The organism is Micrococcus porci, assembly GCF_020097155.1.
GTDB classification, from domain to species: domain Bacteria; phylum Actinomycetota; class Actinomycetes; order Actinomycetales; family Micrococcaceae; genus Micrococcus; species Micrococcus porci.
Window position 1 is genome coordinate 548,792 of record NZ_CP083691.1, and the last position, 14,641, is coordinate 563,432.

Annotated in this window: 16 protein-coding genes; 8 read left to right on the forward strand and 8 right to left on the reverse strand. The window is 77.4% G+C overall.

Features of this window, described 5'->3' with window-relative positions; genetic code table 11:
* Nucleotides 1-2 precede the first annotated feature (2 nt).
* Together KW076_RS02595 and KW076_RS02600 are read right to left on the reverse strand one after the other, a co-directional pair.
* Nucleotides 3-2,615, reverse strand: coding sequence for an FtsX-like permease family protein (locus KW076_RS02595; RefSeq protein ID WP_224356107.1), 2,613 nt, complete (start codon nucleotides 2,613-2,615; stop codon nucleotides 3-5).
* Between the two features lies 1 nt (nucleotide 2,616).
* On the reverse strand, nucleotides 2,617-3,474 hold the full coding sequence (locus tag KW076_RS02600) for an ABC transporter ATP-binding protein (RefSeq protein ID WP_224356108.1): 858 nt from the start codon (nucleotides 3,472-3,474) through the stop codon (nucleotides 2,617-2,619).
* On the opposite strand from KW076_RS02600, the gene KW076_RS12700 reads away from it, so the two are divergent.
* Entirely contained in the window at nucleotides 3,442-3,834 is a 393-nt protein-coding gene (locus KW076_RS12700; RefSeq protein ID WP_434084354.1) for an SbtR family transcriptional regulator, read from the forward strand. The genes KW076_RS02600 and KW076_RS12700 overlap by 33 nt on opposite strands.
* 25 nt (nucleotides 3,835-3,859) lie before the next feature.
* On the opposite strand, the gene KW076_RS02610 is transcribed toward KW076_RS12700, so the two are convergent.
* The 4 genes from KW076_RS02610 to KW076_RS02625 form a co-directional block, all read right to left on the reverse strand.
* Nucleotides 3,860-4,153 (reverse strand): hypothetical protein, encoded by a 294-nt coding sequence (locus tag KW076_RS02610; protein WP_224356110.1) that lies wholly within the window; start codon nucleotides 4,151-4,153, stop codon nucleotides 3,860-3,862.
* 166 nt (nucleotides 4,154-4,319) lie between these two features.
* Nucleotides 4,320-5,018, reverse strand: a complete 699-nt coding sequence (locus tag KW076_RS02615; RefSeq protein WP_224356111.1) for a response regulator — start codon at nucleotides 5,016-5,018, stop codon at nucleotides 4,320-4,322.
* 53 nt (nucleotides 5,019-5,071) lie between these two features.
* Nucleotides 5,072-6,358, reverse strand: coding sequence for a sensor histidine kinase (locus tag KW076_RS02620; protein ID WP_224356112.1), 1,287 nt, complete (start codon nucleotides 6,356-6,358; stop codon nucleotides 5,072-5,074).
* Nucleotides 6,355-7,533 carry a nitronate monooxygenase gene (locus KW076_RS02625; RefSeq protein ID WP_224356113.1) on the reverse strand — a complete coding sequence of 393 codons (1,179 nt, stop codon included), beginning with the start codon at nucleotides 7,531-7,533 and terminating at the stop codon, nucleotides 6,355-6,357. Before KW076_RS02625 ends, KW076_RS02620 begins: the two co-directional genes overlap by 4 nt.
* A 98-nt stretch (nucleotides 7,534-7,631) precedes the next feature.
* Between KW076_RS02625 and KW076_RS02630 the strand changes: the two genes are divergently transcribed.
* Nucleotides 7,632-9,086 carry an L-lactate permease gene (locus KW076_RS02630; protein ID WP_224356114.1) on the forward strand — a complete coding sequence of 485 codons (1,455 nt, stop codon included), beginning with the start codon at nucleotides 7,632-7,634 and terminating at the stop codon, nucleotides 9,084-9,086.
* Nucleotides 9,087-9,142: 56 nt separating this feature from the next.
* Here the strand turns inward: KW076_RS02630 and KW076_RS02635 are convergent, their stop codons facing one another.
* Nucleotides 9,143-10,381, reverse strand: a complete 1,239-nt coding sequence (locus KW076_RS02635) for a sensor histidine kinase (protein WP_224356115.1) — start codon at nucleotides 10,379-10,381, stop codon at nucleotides 9,143-9,145.
* Nucleotides 10,382-10,447: 66 nt separating this feature from the next.
* Nucleotides 10,448-10,663, reverse strand: a complete 216-nt coding sequence (locus tag KW076_RS02640; RefSeq protein ID WP_224356116.1) for a hypothetical protein — start codon at nucleotides 10,661-10,663, stop codon at nucleotides 10,448-10,450.
* A gap of 120 nt (nucleotides 10,664-10,783) precedes the next feature.
* Here KW076_RS02640 and KW076_RS02645 point away from each other — a divergent pair, with 120 nt between their 5' ends.
* The 6 genes from KW076_RS02645 (at nucleotide 10,784) to KW076_RS02670 (ending at nucleotide 14,602) form a co-directional block, all read left to right on the forward strand.
* A complete protein-coding gene (locus KW076_RS02645) occupies nucleotides 10,784-11,461 on the forward strand; it encodes a response regulator (protein ID WP_224356117.1) in 678 nt (225 codons plus the stop codon).
* 304 nt (nucleotides 11,462-11,765) lie between these two features.
* Nucleotides 11,766-12,056 carry an uberolysin/carnocyclin family circular bacteriocin gene (locus tag KW076_RS12500; protein ID WP_255612643.1) on the forward strand — a complete coding sequence of 97 codons (291 nt, stop codon included), beginning with the start codon at nucleotides 11,766-11,768 and terminating at the stop codon, nucleotides 12,054-12,056.
* Nucleotides 12,057-12,171: 115 nt separating this feature from the next.
* Nucleotides 12,172-12,849, forward strand: a complete 678-nt coding sequence (locus tag KW076_RS02655; protein WP_224356119.1) for an ABC transporter ATP-binding protein — start codon at nucleotides 12,172-12,174, stop codon at nucleotides 12,847-12,849.
* Nucleotides 12,846-13,475, forward strand: a complete 630-nt coding sequence (locus KW076_RS02660; protein ID WP_224356120.1) for a stage II sporulation protein M — start codon at nucleotides 12,846-12,848, stop codon at nucleotides 13,473-13,475. Before KW076_RS02655 ends, KW076_RS02660 begins: the two co-directional genes overlap by 4 nt.
* Before the next feature lie 21 nt (nucleotides 13,476-13,496).
* The gene (locus KW076_RS02665) at nucleotides 13,497-14,087 is read left to right on the forward strand and encodes a hypothetical protein (protein WP_224356121.1); all 591 of its coding nucleotides are present in this window, start codon (nucleotides 13,497-13,499) and stop codon (nucleotides 14,085-14,087) included.
* 107 nt (nucleotides 14,088-14,194) lie between these two features.
* A complete protein-coding gene (locus KW076_RS02670) occupies nucleotides 14,195-14,602 on the forward strand; it encodes a hypothetical protein (RefSeq protein ID WP_224356122.1) in 408 nt (135 codons plus the stop codon).
* The last annotated feature ends 39 nt before the right edge of the window (nucleotides 14,603-14,641 follow it).

The window sequence follows — 14,641 nt, forward strand, 5'->3', positions numbered from 1 at the left end:
GCTCAGACCGTCGCCAGCCCCTCCACCGGGCTGAGCCGAGCGGCCCGCCCCGCCGGGGCCAGGGAGGCCAGCAGGCCCGCGACGGCGGCCACCGCCACCACCAGCGCCAGCTCGGCCCACGGGACCTCGGGCCACACCAGCGCCCGGTCCTCGCCCAGCTGGGCGACGAGCTGGCCCAGCACCAGCTGGGAGCCGGCCCAGCCGTAGAGCACGCCCAGCCCGCATCCCAGCACCGCCGCGACGCCGGCCACGAGCACCGCCTCCACGGCGATCATCCCGCGCAGCCCGCCCCGGGTGAGGCCGAGGGCCCGCAGCAGCGCGTTCTCCCGGGTCCGCTCGATCACGGACAGGCTCAGCGTGTTCGCGACGCCGATCAGCGCGATCAGCACGGACACCGCCAGCAGCCCCACGACGATCCACAGCAGGGCGTCGATGATCTGCGCGTACACGGCGCGCTCCGCGGCGCCGCCGTCCACGATGGACGCGCCCGCGCCGGCCGCGGCGGTGAGCGCGGCCGACATCTCCTGCAGGCGGTTCACCGAGACGTCGTCCGCGGCGGCGACCAGCACGAGTCCCGCCACGGCCTGGTCCTCGGCGGCGGGGCCGGCGGCGTCGGAGGCGGTGCCCGCGTCCGCGGCGACCCCGTGCCGGCGCACCCACTCTGCGGTCTCGGGGGTGAGGAACACGCCGGTGGTGAGCCCGGAGCCGCGCACGGAGGCGAGCCCGGAGACCCTCCCGTCCACCACGACCTCCGTGGTCGCCCCCGCCCAGGCGGGCACCAGGACGGAGGCGCCGTCACCGAGGGCGCGGTCCTGGCCGTCGGGCAGGGCGGCCACCACGGAGCGCAGCGCGTCCGCCTCCACGGCGTAGGCGGGGCTGCCGTTCACCGTGGCGCCCACGGGGGACGCCGCGGCCACGGAGCCGACGCCGTCCACCGCGCCCAGCGCCCGGGTGGCGGCGGCGAGGTCCCCGCCCGCGGGCACGGACACCACCAGGTCCACGGGGTACTCCTCGTCCAGGAGCGCGTCCAGCCGGATCTGGGCGGTGCGCCCGCCGGTGAGGACGAGCGCCACGAGCGTGGTGCCGATCAGCAGGGCGGACGCCGTCGCCGCGGTGCGCCGCCGGTGCCGGACGGCGTTGAGCCCGGCCAGCCGGCCCGGCACCCCCGCCGGGCGGGCCAGCACGGCGGCCGCACGCACGGCCCCGGGCACGAACAGCCGGGCCAGCAGGAGCACGCCGAGGAAGGAGAGCACGCCGCCGCCGAGGGCGGCCGCGAACGCCGAGCCCCACGCGCCCCACCACATCAGGGCCGCCCCGCCGACGGCGAGCAGCAGCCCGAGCCCGGCGCGCACCAGGCCGACGCGGGAGCGCACCGGGGCCTCGTCCACCGGGCGCAGGGCCTGCACGGGGGCCACCCGCGTGGCCGCCCGGGCCGGGCCCAGCGCCGCGACGGCCGCCACGGCCGTGCCCAGCGCCACCGCCCCCGCCAGCGGGAGCCAGTCCACGCCCAGGGTGAGGGCGTCCGCGCCGAGCGCGCCGCGCGCCACGGCCACCACGGCCGCGGTCAGGCCCACGGCCAGCACGACGCCGGCCACGGCTCCCGTCAGGCCGGTCGCCACGGCCTCCAGCAGCACCGCGCCGCGCACCTGCCGGGCCTCGGCGCCCACGGCGCGCAGCAGGGCGAGCTCGCGGGTGCGCTGGGCGACGGGCACCTGGAACGTGTTGGCGATGACCAGGGCCGTCACCACGAGGGCCAGCAGGGCGAACCCGCCGAGCACCCAGCCGAGCAGGTCCGTGCCGCCGGAGAGCGAGGCCAGCTGGTCGCGCACCGCCTGGTCCGGGGTCTGCACGGCGGCAGGGACGCCGTCGTCGTGGAGGGCACGCGCGGCGGCCTCCGCCACGGCCTCCCGGTCCGCGCCCGGCGCCAGGCGCAGCAGCACGGCCGTCGTGTAGGGGACCTGCCCGTCCGGCGCGAGGTCCTGTGCCACGGGGCGGGACGCCCACACCTGGGCCTGGGAGGAGAGCATCGGGTCCGGGGACACGCTCGTCAGGCCCGTCACCGTGGCGCGCACGGGCGCCCGGGTCGGTTCCCCGGTCAGGGGCAGCTCGTCGCCCACGCCCACGCCGAGGGCGCGGGCCGTCTCCTCGTCCACGGCCACGCCGCGCGCGTCGGCCGGGTCGGGCAGGGCGCCGGCCACCGCGCGCACCCCCAGCAGGTCGGGGTGCGCCGGCGCGGGGATCACCGCCGCCGGCCGCGGGGTCCCGCCGCCCGGCGCGGCGGCCTCCGCGAACCCGGGGGTGGGCGCCCATGCCTCGGCGACGTCGTCGAGGCGGGCCAGGGCGCCGGGCGTCTCCGGGGTGCCGGCCAGCGCCGCGAGCCGCTGCCCGGGCGGGGGGCCGGAGGCGTCTGCGGAGGTCTCGGGGTCGTCCTCGGGCTGGATCACGAGGTCCGCTCCCGCGTAGACGGAGCCGAGGGTGGTGCGCAGGGTCGCCTGCGCGGTGGAGGCCACCAGGAAGGAGGCGGCCAGGAACATGGTGCCGATCAGCACGGCCAGCACCACGGAGGCGTAGCGGCGCCGCCGGGCGCGCAGCTGGGACAGGGCCACGGTCCACATCTCAGCGGCCCCCGTCCTGCGGGAGCGGCCGGCCCTGCGGGAGGGGCCGGCCCTGCTGCAGGGCCGTGAGGGCCTCGGCCACCCGCTCGGCCGTGGGCGCGTGCAGCTCCCCGGCCAGCGCGCCGTCCGCCAGGAGGACCACCCGGTCCGCCGCGGCGGCGGCCACCGGGTCGTGGGTGACCATGATGACGGTCTGCCCGGTCTCCCGCGTGGCGCGCCGCAGCAGGTCCAGGACCTGGGCGCCGGTCGCCGAGTCCAGGTTGCCGGTGGGCTCGTCCCCGAAGACGACGTCGGGCCGCGTCAGCAGCGCCCGCGCCACCGCGACCCGCTGCTGCTGGCCGCCGGAGAGCTCGTGCGGACGGTGGGCGAGGCGGTCCGACAGGCCCAGCCGGTCCACGATCTCCGCCAGCCACGCCCGGTCCGGGGTGCGTCCGGCCAGCTCCATCGGCAGGACGATGTTCTGCTCCGCCGTGAGGGTGGGCACCAGGTTGAACGCCTGGAACACGAAGCCCACGCGGTCCCGGCGCACGCGGGTCAGCGCGGCGTCGGACAGGCCCGTGATCACCGTGTCCCCCAGGGTGACGACGCCGGCGTCCGGCGTGTCCAGCCCCGCGAGGCAGTGCATGAGCGTGGACTTGCCCGAGCCGGAGGGGCCCATGATCGCCGTGAACCGGCCGGTCTCCACGTCCACGTCCACCCCGCGCAGCGCGTGCACCGCCGCGTCCCCGCGGCCGTACGTCTTGGTCAGCCCGCGGGCGGAGACGGCCGGGGCCGGCGGGGCAGCGGCGTGGGCGAGGGGTGTGGCCAGGGCGTGGGCGCCGGCGTCGTGCGCGGCGGAGCGGGGCGAGGTGATGTCCATGCCACCAGGGTCCCGCGGGGCCCCGCCGTCGGGATCGGAGCGCGGGAGGGACTGTCGCGGGGCCTGGCCGCGGAGGACCTCGCTTCCCTGCTGGCCGCCCAGGAGCGCATGCAGGAGGAGGACACCCCGCCCGCGGAGGCCATGGGCCGTGCCGAGGACGCCGTCATGGGGCTCGCGGACCGGGCCGTGGACCTGGCGCGCGAGGCCGGCCTGGTGGGCGACGACGTCACCGGCCGGGCCTACATGAACGGGCTGATCGCGGTGACCCGGCCGCCCCTGCCGGCCCTGGAGTCCTGCCGGGACGACCTCGAGGACTGGCTGCTGACCGTGTTCCTGCGGGGTCTGCGCCCGGCCGCCTGACGCCGCCGCGGCCCCAGCCCGGAGGTCAGTCCTCCAGCGACGGGCGGGTGAACGCCAGCGTCAGCGCCCCCGCCAGCCCGGACGCGCCGAGGCTCAACAGCACGCGCAGGAGCGGCCCCAGGTCCGTGGCCAGCGCCAGGCCCGCCATGACCAGGGCCGCCGTGACCAGCGCCAGGAAGAACGCGAGGCACTCGGCGTCGCCGCGCTCACGCTCGCGGTCCGACGGCGACGTCCCCTCCGGCTCACGGGCGGCGGGCGGGACGGCGGTGACGGGCGGGACGGCGGGTGCGGCGGGGGAGGGGGCGGGGGCGGCGCTCATGGGGGTCCTTCGGTGCGGTCGGAGGTGGGTGTCCCAGGTGAGACCAGGATGTCGCGCCGGTGCCGTCGGCCGGCACCCTCCTGGGGCTGAACCGCGCCGGAGGGGGGTCATCCCTGGGTAGGAGCCCCGCTGGCCGAAGGTGCCGCGAGGCCGGGCAAGGGCCGGCTCAGAACCCCACGAGCCCCGTCCGGTGCGCGATCAGCACCGCCTGCACCCGGTCGCGTGCCGAGAGCTTCGCCAGGACCCGCCCCACGTGCGTCTTGACGGTGGCCTCGGAGAGCACCAGCTGGGCGGCGATCTCCGGGTTCGCCGCGCCCTGGCCCATGAGCACGAGCACCTCCCGCTCGCGCGGGGTGAGGGAGCCGACGGCGGCCTGCTCGTCCGCGCACTCGGCGCTGCGGGCCGCGTCCTGGCGCAGCCGCGGCGCCATGTGGGCCAGCAGCCGCCGCGTCGTCGACGGGGCGATCACCGCGTCCCCGCCGTGCACCGTGCGGATCGCGGCGAGCAGCTCCTCGGGCGGTGCGTCCTTGAGCAGGAACCCGGAGGCCCCGGCCTCGATCGCGTCCATCACGTGCTCGTCCAGGTCGAACGTCGTCAGCACCACCACGCGCGGCGCATCGGGCCGGCGCAGCAGGGCGCGCGTGGCCTCGATCCCGTCCATCTCCGGCATCCGCACGTCCATGAGCACGACGTCGGCGCCCGCCACGGCCACGGAGGCCGCCGCCTCGCGGCCGTCGGAGGCCTGCGCCACCACGGTCAGGTCCGGCTGGGAGTCGATCAGCATGGCCAGGCCGGAGCGGATCAGGGCCTGGTCGTCCACGAGGGCCACGCGGATGGGGGTCGGCTGGGCGTCGTCGGGGCTCATACGGGCATCCTCCCAGACGTCGCCGACCTCCGCGCTGCGCCGACCGCGGCCCGTCAGACGTCCGCGTACGGCAGCTCGGCCCAGACCCGCCACCCGGCGCCGACGCGCGGCCCGGCCTCCATGGTCCCGCCGAACAGCGCCACGCGCTCGGCGATCCCGCGCAGGCCCTGGCCGCTGCCGGTGGTCTCGGCGTCGGCCTGGCTGCGCCCGTCGTCGTCGGCCTGGATCTCCAGTCCGCGTGCGGTCCAGCGGAGGGTGAGGAAGGCGTGCGCCCCCTCCCCGCCGTGGCGCAGCGTGTTGGTGAGGGCCTCCTGGACGGTGCGGTAGGCCGTGAGCTCGCCGCCGGCGGGCAGGTCGCGGCGCGGGCTCCCCTGCTCGAGCAGGGAGATCTCCAGCCCGGACAGGCGCAGGGTCTGGAACAGGGCGGGCAGGTCGGCGAGGCCGGGCGGGGCGCGGTGCCCGTCCGGGGCGGCGGGATCGCGGCGGGCGCGGTCGGGGCCGCCGGTGGGCTCGGCGGGGCCGCGCAGCACGCCCAGCAGCTGGCGCATGTCCGCCAGGGCGGAGCGGCCGGTCTGGCCGATGGTCTCCAGGGTCTCGACGGCGAGCTCCGGCTTGGCGGCGGCCGCGTACCGGGCGCCGTCGGCCTGGCTGATGATCACCTGCAGGGAGTGGGCCACGATGTCGTGCATCTCGCGCGCGATGTGGCTGCGCTCGTCGGCGGCGGCGAGCTCGCGCTCCTGCAGGGCCTGCGTCTCGAGGCGCCGGGCGCGGTCCTCGAGGGCCTGCACGGCCAGCCGGCGGTTGCGGACCACGTCCCCGAACGCCCACGCGGTGAGCACGGCCATCCCGCACAGGACGGCCATGACCACCATGGCCACCGGCTCTGCGGGGGACTGGACCTGCACACCGTCGGGCGTGGTGAACCGGGGCGGGAACAGCCACACCTTCAGCCCGTTGGCCAGGCCCCCGGCCAGGCCCGTGGCGAGCCCGGCGAGGGACGCCCAGCGGGGCCCGATCGCGGCCAGGTTGTAGACGGTGGCCGGGACCATGGCCAGCGCGATCGTGAACTCGGGTCCGACGGCCAGGTGCAGCAGGGCCCCGGCGACGGTCACCCCCGCGGCGGCCACGGGCCGCACCCGGCGCAGCCCCCATGCGCCGGTCATGAGCAGGCCGGCGACGACGGTGCCGGCCGTCTGCCAGGCCGCGGGGCTGCCGACGCCGCCGCCGAGCATCACGAGGGGCGCCAGCACCAGCACCAGGGTGAGCAGCACGGCCGCGGTGACGTCCGTGCGCACCGGGTGTCGGCGGAGCAGGACGTCCAGGCGGCGCAGCGGGTTCACGGCTCAGCCCGGGGGGCCAGGGAGGCGAGCACCTCCGCGGCGCCGACCTCCTCCACGCGGTGCGCGCCGGTGCCGGCCCACAGGTGCACGTGCTCCAGGTCCCCCTCCTCGGCCGCGGCCCGCCGCAGCGGCCCGGTGAGCCCGTTGACCTCGGGGTACGCGGCGGGGGCGTCGTGGTGCTCGTCCATGAACGGGGTGACGAGGCCGCGGGCCCAGCGCCCCGTGTAGGCGCGGGTCAGGGCGGTGGAGGCGGCGCCGTCGTCGGGATGGGCGAAGGCGACGCCGGCCGAGGCCTGGCGCAGCGCGGTGCGATGCGCCGCGGAGGTGCCGGCCTCGGGGGTGAGCAGGAACGCGGTGCCCGCGGCGACGGCCACGGCCCCGGCCTCCAGCAGGGGACGCACCTGCGCGCCGTCGGTGATCCCGCCGGCGGCCACGAGCGGCACGGCGGCCGGGCCGAGGGCGTGGCGCACCGCGAACACCAGGGTGCGCAGGTCGGTGATGCCCGGGCGGCCCTGGGGGTCCAGGGTGGCCCGGTGTCCGCCCGCCTTGGGGCCCTGGACCACCAGGAACCGGGCCCCGCTCGCGACGGCGGCCATCGCCTCCGCGGGGCTCGTCACCGTCACGCCGGCCGGGATCCCGGCCGCGTCCAGGCGGGCGAACACGTCCGGGGCGGGCAGCCCGAACGTGAAGGACACCGCCGGCCAGGACTGCTCCTCGGCGGCGGCGAGCATGTCCTCGAACGCGGCGCGCTCGGCGTCGGGGTCCGGGGTGACCGTCAGGACGGAGGGCAGCTCCGCGCCGAGGTCCGCGGCCAGGGGCGCCAGGCGCTCCCGGTAGGAGGCCACCGCCTGGGCGCGCGCGATCCGGGCGGCGCCGCCGCGGGCCGAGGCGGCCACGGCCGTGTTCACCGCGTCCGGCACGAAGAGGTTCACACCGAACCGGCCGGCCTCCTCGGGGGCGGTGAGCAGGGCGCGCAGTCCGTCCACCTGCTCCCGGACCTGCGCGGCGGACCGCATGCCGCCGGCCAGGAACGCGCCGCCGCCGGCCCGGATCACCGCGGCCGCCAGCTCCGGGGTGGAGGGCCCGCCGGCCATGGGCGCCGCGAGCACCGGCACGGGCGGGTCCAGCGGGGCCGGGACGGGCGCGGGGACGGACGGGACGGTCGTCGAGCTCATGCGCCCAGCGTAGGACCCCCGGCCCCGCCGGTCAGGGGGTCCTACAGTGATGGGGGCCGGACGCGCCCGTCGTCGAGCTGAGGAGGGAGGGCGGAGCCATGCAGGTGCTGCTCGCCCTGGCGCCCATCCTGCTGACCCTGGGCCTGCTGATGACGCGCCTGCCCGCCTGGGCGGCGCCCGCCGCGGGCTCCGTGGCCGCCGTCGTCCTGGGCCTGACGGTGTTCGGCGTGGACCCGGCCGTGCTGGGCGCGGCGGTGGGGCACGGGGTGCCGACCGTGCTCGAGATCCTGGCGATCATCGCCGGCGGCATCACCCTCTCCCGCGTGATGGAGCACTCCGGCGCGCACGCCCGGCTGGGCGGCTGGCTGTCCGCGGGCAACGGCCCCACCCTGGCCACGGCCCTGCTCATGGTGCACGGCGTCATCCCGTTCCTGGAGACCGTCACCGGGTTCGGGGTGTCCCTGGTGGTGGGCGTCCCGCTGCTGCTCGGCCTCGGGTTCACCGCCTACCGGGCGGCGCTGCTCTCGGTGCTCTCGCTGACGATCGGCGTGTGGGGCTCCATGGCGCCGGGCACGCTCATGGGCGCCCGCCTGGCCGGCCTGGACGTCCAGGAGGTCGGGGTCACGGCCGCGGTGTTCAACCTGCCCGCCTCACTCGTGGCCGGCGTGGCCACGGTCCTGGCGGTGCGCGGCGCCCGCGGCCTGCGCGACGACAGCGCCCCCGCCCGCCTGGCACCCTGGCTCGGCGTCGCGCTCGCCTCCGGGACGGCCCAGTGGGCGCTGATCCTCGGTGCCAACCTGCTGGTCGGCACGGCACCGGCGGGCGCCGTGGCGACCTTCGCGCTCACCCTGGCCTGGCTGCTCGTGATCCGCCGCGGCCGACTCACCCCCGGGCCGGGGCGGGACGTCGTCCCCTACGTGACGCTCATGGCGGGCACCGTGCTCGGCACCACCGCCGAGGACGCGCTGGGGCTGACGGGGCCGCTGTCCGTCGTCGGGACTCCGGCCCTGTGGTCCTTCGTGGCGGTGGGCGTGGGCCTGCGGCTCCTGGACCTCGACGCCGCCGCGCGGCGCACCGTCCCCCGCGAGTCACTCCGGCTCTGGCGCGGCACCGCGGTCCCCAACGCGCTCTACGTGGCGTTCGGCCTGGTGCTCTCCGCGGGCGGGGCGTCCCCTGCGCTCGCGGGCGCGCTGAGCGGCCTGGGGGAGTCCTACCTGGCGGCCATGCCGTTCATCGGGGCCTTCGCGGGGTTCGTCACGGCGTCCAACACGGGGGCGATGGCCCTGGTGGGGCCGCTGCAGATGGACACGGGCGCGGCCCTGGGAGTGCCCCCGGCGTGGTCCAACGGACTGCACAACGCGGCCGCGGGGTGGGGCATCATCGCCGGCCCGGCCCGCATCCAGGTGGCCCACGGCATGGCCGCCCCCGCCCAGACCCCGGACATGCCGGGCCGGGCCGTGAGCCCCCGTGGCCTGGTCGCGGCCCTGTTGCCGGCCTCGCTCGCGGGCGTGGCGGGGATGTCCCTCATGGGGTGGCTCCTGCTGCCGCGGTGAGGCAGGGGCAGGCGCGGTCGGCGGCCGCTCATGCCCGGCGGCCCACGGCGGCCGGCTCAGGCGGGGACGCCGAAGGGGATGCGCACGTCCACGTGCCAGCGCCCCTCCCGGGGTCCGACGTCCGCGCGGCCGCCGAGCAGCCCTGCGCGCTCCCGGATGTTCAGCACCCCGAACGAGCCGTCGGGCTGCGGCGCGTCCCGGGGTCGGCCGGGGTGCTGGGCGGGGGACAGTTCACTGAGCACCCGCAGACGCACCTGCCCGGGGGACAGGGTGAAGAGCACCTGGCACGCGCCCCCGGCGGGGGCGTGCTTGACCACGTTGGTGACCGCCTCGTGGGCGATCCGGTGGACGGTCGCGTCCACGTGGCGGGGCGCGCGCACCCCGTCCTGCTCCTGGACCTGCAGGTCGACGTCGAAGCCGTGCGCGCGAAGCCGCGCGGCGGCGTCCCGGGCCGCCTGCGCGGAGGAGGTCACCAGCGCGGTGTCGAGAGCGTCCGGCGTGCCCGTGCCCCGGCGCGCGTCGACGTCGGTGCCGGCGTAGAGCACCTGGAGCAGGCCGCGCAGATTGGCGTGGGCCTGCCGGGCGACGTCGGCCACGGCGTCCGCCATCCGCTGCTGGGCGGCGCGGTCGGGGGCGACGCGTATCGCCTGCGTCTGCATGGCCAGGACGGCGAGGTCCTGGGCCACCACGTCGTGCAGGTCGCGGGCCAGGCTGCGCCGGATGTCGGCCGTGGCGCGGTCGCGCGCCTCCACGAGCTCGAGGTTGCGGCGGCGGGCGCGCTCCAGGGAGACCGACTCACGCCGCAGGAGCAGCCCCACGGCGGTGCCCGCCAGTGCCGGCACCAGCATGAGCGGCAGCACGTCCAGGTGGTCGGGGCGGAGGGCGGCGGTGAGCACCGTGGTCGCCAGGAGGGTGCAGCTGAAGACCACCAGGGGCGTCCTGGAGAGGTACAGGGCGGCGAACCCCATGGCCAGGCCCACGGTCACCACCGGCAGGGCGTAGAACCCCGAGGCCAGTGCGGACAGGACGAGCAGCGTGTAGCAGCCCATGAGGGCACGGGCGCCGGCGAGCGCCAGGACGAGCGTCACGCCGGTGCCGAGGGAGAAGAGGGCGTCGGCCGAGTCCAGCAGCCCGCCGCCCGGGCGGCCGGCCGCCCCGAGGGCCAGGTCCGCGGTCTCCCAGACCAGGAGGAGGCCACCGACCACGGCCAGCAGCCGGCGGAGGCGAGGGGAGAGCCGGCGCGGGGGTTCTGCCAGGAGGCCCCATGTGGCCCGGCCCCATGCTGGGACGTTCACGTCGTCCAGTATGGGGCCGGGCCGGGTGCGGCCCGCAAGGTGCCGTCGGAGCCGCGTCGGGGGGGCTCAGCAGGGGATGATGGGCACGCGGCGGCAGATGTACCGGTAGAAGTCCGGGGACGCCGTCCCCGGGTCGGAGATCCGCATGTCGTGCCCCAGGGGGGAGACGGCGGGGGCGGCCGAGGCGGCCGGGGCGCCGATCATCAGCGCCGGGAGGACGGCGACGGCGACGAGGGTGGAGCGGAGGCGGGCGGCGGGGCGGGGTGCGGTGGTGGTGGTCATGCCCTCGAGCCTGCCCGCCCGGGGGAGGGATCCGCGACGCCCGTTCCGGCACACCCGCCTGTCCTTTCGGGCATGGTCGGCTGCCCGAAGCGACGGGGTCGGGGCCACTAGGGTGGCCGCATGGACGCCATCACCGTGCTGATCGTGGAGGACGAGCCCCTCCTCACCCAGGCCTATACGATGATCCTCGAGGCCGACCCCGGGATACGGGTGGTCGGCACCGCCTCCGACGGCGCCGCCGGGGTGGCCGAGCACGAGCGCCTGCGACCCGACGTGGTCCTCATGGACCTGCGGATGCCGGTGCTGGACGGTGTGGAGGCCACGGGGCGGATCATGCGGGAGCACCCGGAGGCGAAGGTGCTCGTGGTGACGTCCATGACCACGGAGGACTACCTCTCCCCGGCGCTGGCCAACGGTGCCGCCGGCTACCTCACCAAGGACACGGACGCCGAGGGTCTGGTCCGCGCCGTGCGGGCCGTGGAGGCCGGGACCATGGCCCTGGGCCCGAGCATCGCCCGGGAGGTGGTGGACCTGCTGCTGCGCTCGGGCGTCGCTCCGCGCACGGACGCCCCGGCGTCGCCCCGCGACCTGCCCGAGGCACTGACACCCCGGGAGCAGGACGTGCTGGAGCTGCTGGCCGAGGGCCTGACCAACCAGGAGATGGCCGCCCGTCTCTACGTGTCCGACTCCACGGTCAAGTCCAACCTCGCCCGCGTGATGCACAAGCTCGGGGCCAACAACCGCGTGCAGGCCCTCGTGCTGGGGGTCCGGGCCGGCCTCGTCTCGATCCCGGGCTGACGCCGCGTCCCCTCCGTCCGTTCGGGCGGCCTCCCCCGCCCCGTCACCGCCTCCGGTGACGGGGCGGCGTCATGTGCGGGGCGGTCAGAGGGCTCCCTCGGCCCGTGCGGCCCCCTGCCCGAACGGGTGCGCCCCCTGCCCGAACGGCTCGGGGATCATGCCCGAACGGCACGCTGAGCCTGCCGGAACGGCTGTATTCGGGCTGTGTGGCCCTCCGTAGATTCAGTGGTGTCGGAGCAGGAGAGATCCCGCGGCCGACGACCACCACACCGGATCCCGCGGGATCCCCATCGAAGGAGAACCCATGTCCACCTCGCTCGTCGCCCTCGACTCCGCCGCCACCCGCCGCTCCGTCGGTGTCGCCGCCTCCCTGTCCGTGATCGGCCTGATCGTCGGCGGTGTCACCCTCGCCTGGGTGGCCGGCTCGCTCGGCATCTCCGCCTCCGCCGCCTCCCAGATCGTCAACGCCGTCCAGGTCGGAGGCCTGGCCCTGACCCTCGTGGGCGCCGCGTTCGGCTTCGGCGTGGGCTCCGCCTTCGTGGCCACCGTCCGCTGGTACATCCTCCGCAAGGGCAAGGCCGTCGCCATCGCCTGAGCCCGACCCGGTGCGCCCCGGCCGGCCCGTCCGCCTCGGCGGGCGGGCCGGCCGGACCGGGCGTCCCGCCCGGACGCCGCGACCCCTCCGCCCCTCCACCGAACGGAACCTCCCCATGAACCCCGCCGCCCCGGCGCCGGCCATCCGCCTCGCGGACGTGAGCGCCGCCTACGACCGCCGTCGCCCCGTGTTCACGGGCGCGGACCTCGTCATCGACGGGCCGGGCCTGGTCCGCGTCCACGGCCGCAACGGCGGCGGCAAGTCCACTCTCATCGAGCTGGTGTCCGGCTACCTGCGCCCGTCGGACGGACAGGTGCGGATCGGCGGCCTGCCCGCCCACGACCCCCGTGCCCATGAGCGGCGCCGCGTGTGCCGCACCGAGCCCGCCCTCTACCCCCTGATGGACGTGCACGACCACGTGGTGTTCGCCAGCCGGTGGGCCGGTGCGGACCCCGCGGAGGGACTGGCTCGGGCCGAGCGCTACGGGCTCGGCCCGTGGATGCACGCTCCCGCCCAGACCCTCTCCACCGGCAACCGCCGCCGCCTCTGGATCGTCCAGTGCACGGTCGGCGCCTTCGACACGGTGGTCCTCGACGAGCCGTTCAACGGGCTCGACGACGAGTCCTCCGCCGTCCTCGCCGCTGAGCTGGCCGCCTGGGCGCGCACCCGCTGCGTCGTCCTCATCTGCCACCTGCCCCCGCCGGGGCTGGCCTTCGACCGGGTGGTCCGCTGGCCCCCGGGACAGGCCGCCGCCGACCCCGCACCCCCCGCCGACCCAGGAGTCCGACCATGACCGCCGCTCTGGAGCGCGGGAGGCCCCTCGAGGGGGCCCCCGCGCGGCCCGCCACCCCACACCGTCGGGCCCGCTGCACCCCGCCGTGGCCCCGCCCCGGCGTCCTGGCCCTCGCTGCCGTGCTGGCTGCGCTCCTCGCCCTGGCCGGCGCCGCGGTCGGCCACTCCGCCGCCGGGTCCCTGCCGGCCGGGCTCCTGGGCGGCCCGCACACCTCCGACGCCGACTGGACGCTCACCGGGATCCTCGGCCGCAACCTCGGCGCCGCCCTGCTGGTCTTCGGCGGCGTGGTCACCGGCGGGGCCCTCACCGCCGTCACCCTGCCCCTCGTGGGCGTGTGGGTGGGGGCCACCCTCCGCCTCGCCCTCGACGCGGCAGGCTGGGAGGGCGCCGTCGGCGCCACGGTGCTCTACGCGCCCCTCGAGTTCGCGGGGGTGCTGCTGGCCGCCGTCGCCGGCCTGGTGCCCCTGGCCGCGGCGCTCCTGCGTCCCCGCGACGCCGACGTCGTCCCGGGCCCTCTCTCCCGGTATCTCGGCGCCCTGCCCTCGGCCTGCCTGCTGATCGGGTGCGCCCTCCTCCTCATCACCGCCGCCGGCGTCGTCGAGCACCTCGTGGTCTCGGGACGCTGACCCCCCAGGAAAGGACCTCCCATGTCCAGCTCGTCCCCCGCCCTGCCCGTCACCGCCCTGCGCTTCCCCGAGCACTCCGCCCCCCGGCCCGGCGTGCCCGGCGCCGACGCCCCCGCCGGACCGCGCACCCGCGGCGCCGTCTCCTGGGGCGTGTACCTGGCCGTGTGCGCCGTCGCGGGCCTGCGCCTGCCGGCCATCCTCGAGGCCACCCGCGATCGCATCGCGGCGGAGGCCGGGGCCGACGCCGGCGGCGGCTTCGTGGACCTGGCGCTCGGCGTCACCGGCGTGCTCGCGGTGGTGGCGTTCGTCATCGTGTTCGCCCTGTACGTGTCCACGGCCCGCCTCCTCGAGCGCCACACCCTGGCCCCCGCGCCGGGCTCGGTGGTCGGGGCGCACACCCTGGCGCTGGGCTGCACCCTGCTGTCCGTCCACGGGGCCGCCCTCCTCACGGGGACCCTGGCGCCGGTGCCCGTGCGCCTCGGGATCGCGGTGGCGGCCTCCGCGGCCGCGGTCGCCCTGCTGCGCGGCCAGCTCCCCACCGGATCGGCGCCCCGCCGGGTCGCCGCGGCCGCCACGGTGCTGCTGCTGTCCGCCCTGAGCGTCGCCTTCTGAGGCCGGCGGCCCCGGGATGCCCGAACGGGCGTAGTGACCGGCCGCGGCGCCCCCTAGATTCACAACACCACCCCCGCCGGAGGACCCGGCCCGTCTGAGAGGACACCATGCGTCTCACCACCACCCATCTGCGCATCGCCCTGGGCGCCGTCGGCCTGCTGGGCCTCGGCGTCCTGGCCACCCTCCTCTGGGGCGGCGTGCTGCCGGCCGCCCTGAGCTCCACCCAGCGGGGGATCGTCCTGACGGCGGCCGCGGTGGCGGCCGTGGCCCCGCTCCTGGGGGCCGTGCTGCCCGTCACCCGCATCGAGCGCCCGTCCAGCGCCGTGCTCCCCTCGTTGGGCCTGTTCGGCTTCGGCGTCCTGTTCACCGACGCCCTCGACGTGTTCCCGGTGCGGATCATCGTGATCCTCGGCGGCCTTCTGGCCCTGGCCGCCGTGGTCGCGGCCCTGTTCGGTGGACCCGAGCGCGCCGAGGCCGCCGAGGTGCCCGAGCGCACCGCCCATCGCTTCCACTGACCGCACCGACCCCGGGCCGTGCGCCCCCGGACGGAGGAC

Coding starts and splice junctions, on each gene's coding strand:
- KW076_RS02595 (WP_224356107.1), bottom strand. CDS start 2,615: ATGTGGACCGTGGCCCTGTCCCAGCTGCGCGCCCGGCGGCGCCGCTAC.
- KW076_RS02600 (WP_224356108.1), bottom strand. CDS start 3,474: ATGGACATCACCTCGCCCCGCTCCGCCGCGCACGACGCCGGCGCCCAC.
- KW076_RS02610 (WP_224356110.1), bottom strand. CDS start 4,153: ATGAGCGCCGCCCCCGCCCCCTCCCCCGCCGCACCCGCCGTCCCGCCC.
- KW076_RS02615 (WP_224356111.1), bottom strand. CDS start 5,018: ATGAGCCCCGACGACGCCCAGCCGACCCCCATCCGCGTGGCCCTCGTG.
- KW076_RS02625 (WP_224356113.1), bottom strand. CDS start 7,533: ATGAGCTCGACGACCGTCCCGTCCGTCCCCGCGCCCGTCCCGGCCCCG.
- KW076_RS02630 (WP_224356114.1), top strand. CDS start 7,632: ATGCAGGTGCTGCTCGCCCTGGCGCCCATCCTGCTGACCCTGGGCCTG.
- KW076_RS02640 (WP_224356116.1), bottom strand. CDS start 10,663: ATGACCACCACCACCGCACCCCGCCCCGCCGCCCGCCTCCGCTCCACC.
- KW076_RS02645 (WP_224356117.1), top strand. CDS start 10,784: ATGGACGCCATCACCGTGCTGATCGTGGAGGACGAGCCCCTCCTCACC.
- KW076_RS12500 (WP_255612643.1), top strand. CDS start 11,766: ATGTCCACCTCGCTCGTCGCCCTCGACTCCGCCGCCACCCGCCGCTCC.
- KW076_RS02655 (WP_224356119.1), top strand. CDS start 12,172: ATGAACCCCGCCGCCCCGGCGCCGGCCATCCGCCTCGCGGACGTGAGC.
- KW076_RS02660 (WP_224356120.1), top strand. CDS start 12,846: ATGACCGCCGCTCTGGAGCGCGGGAGGCCCCTCGAGGGGGCCCCCGCG.
- KW076_RS02665 (WP_224356121.1), top strand. CDS start 13,497: ATGTCCAGCTCGTCCCCCGCCCTGCCCGTCACCGCCCTGCGCTTCCCC.
- KW076_RS02670 (WP_224356122.1), top strand. CDS start 14,195: ATGCGTCTCACCACCACCCATCTGCGCATCGCCCTGGGCGCCGTCGGC.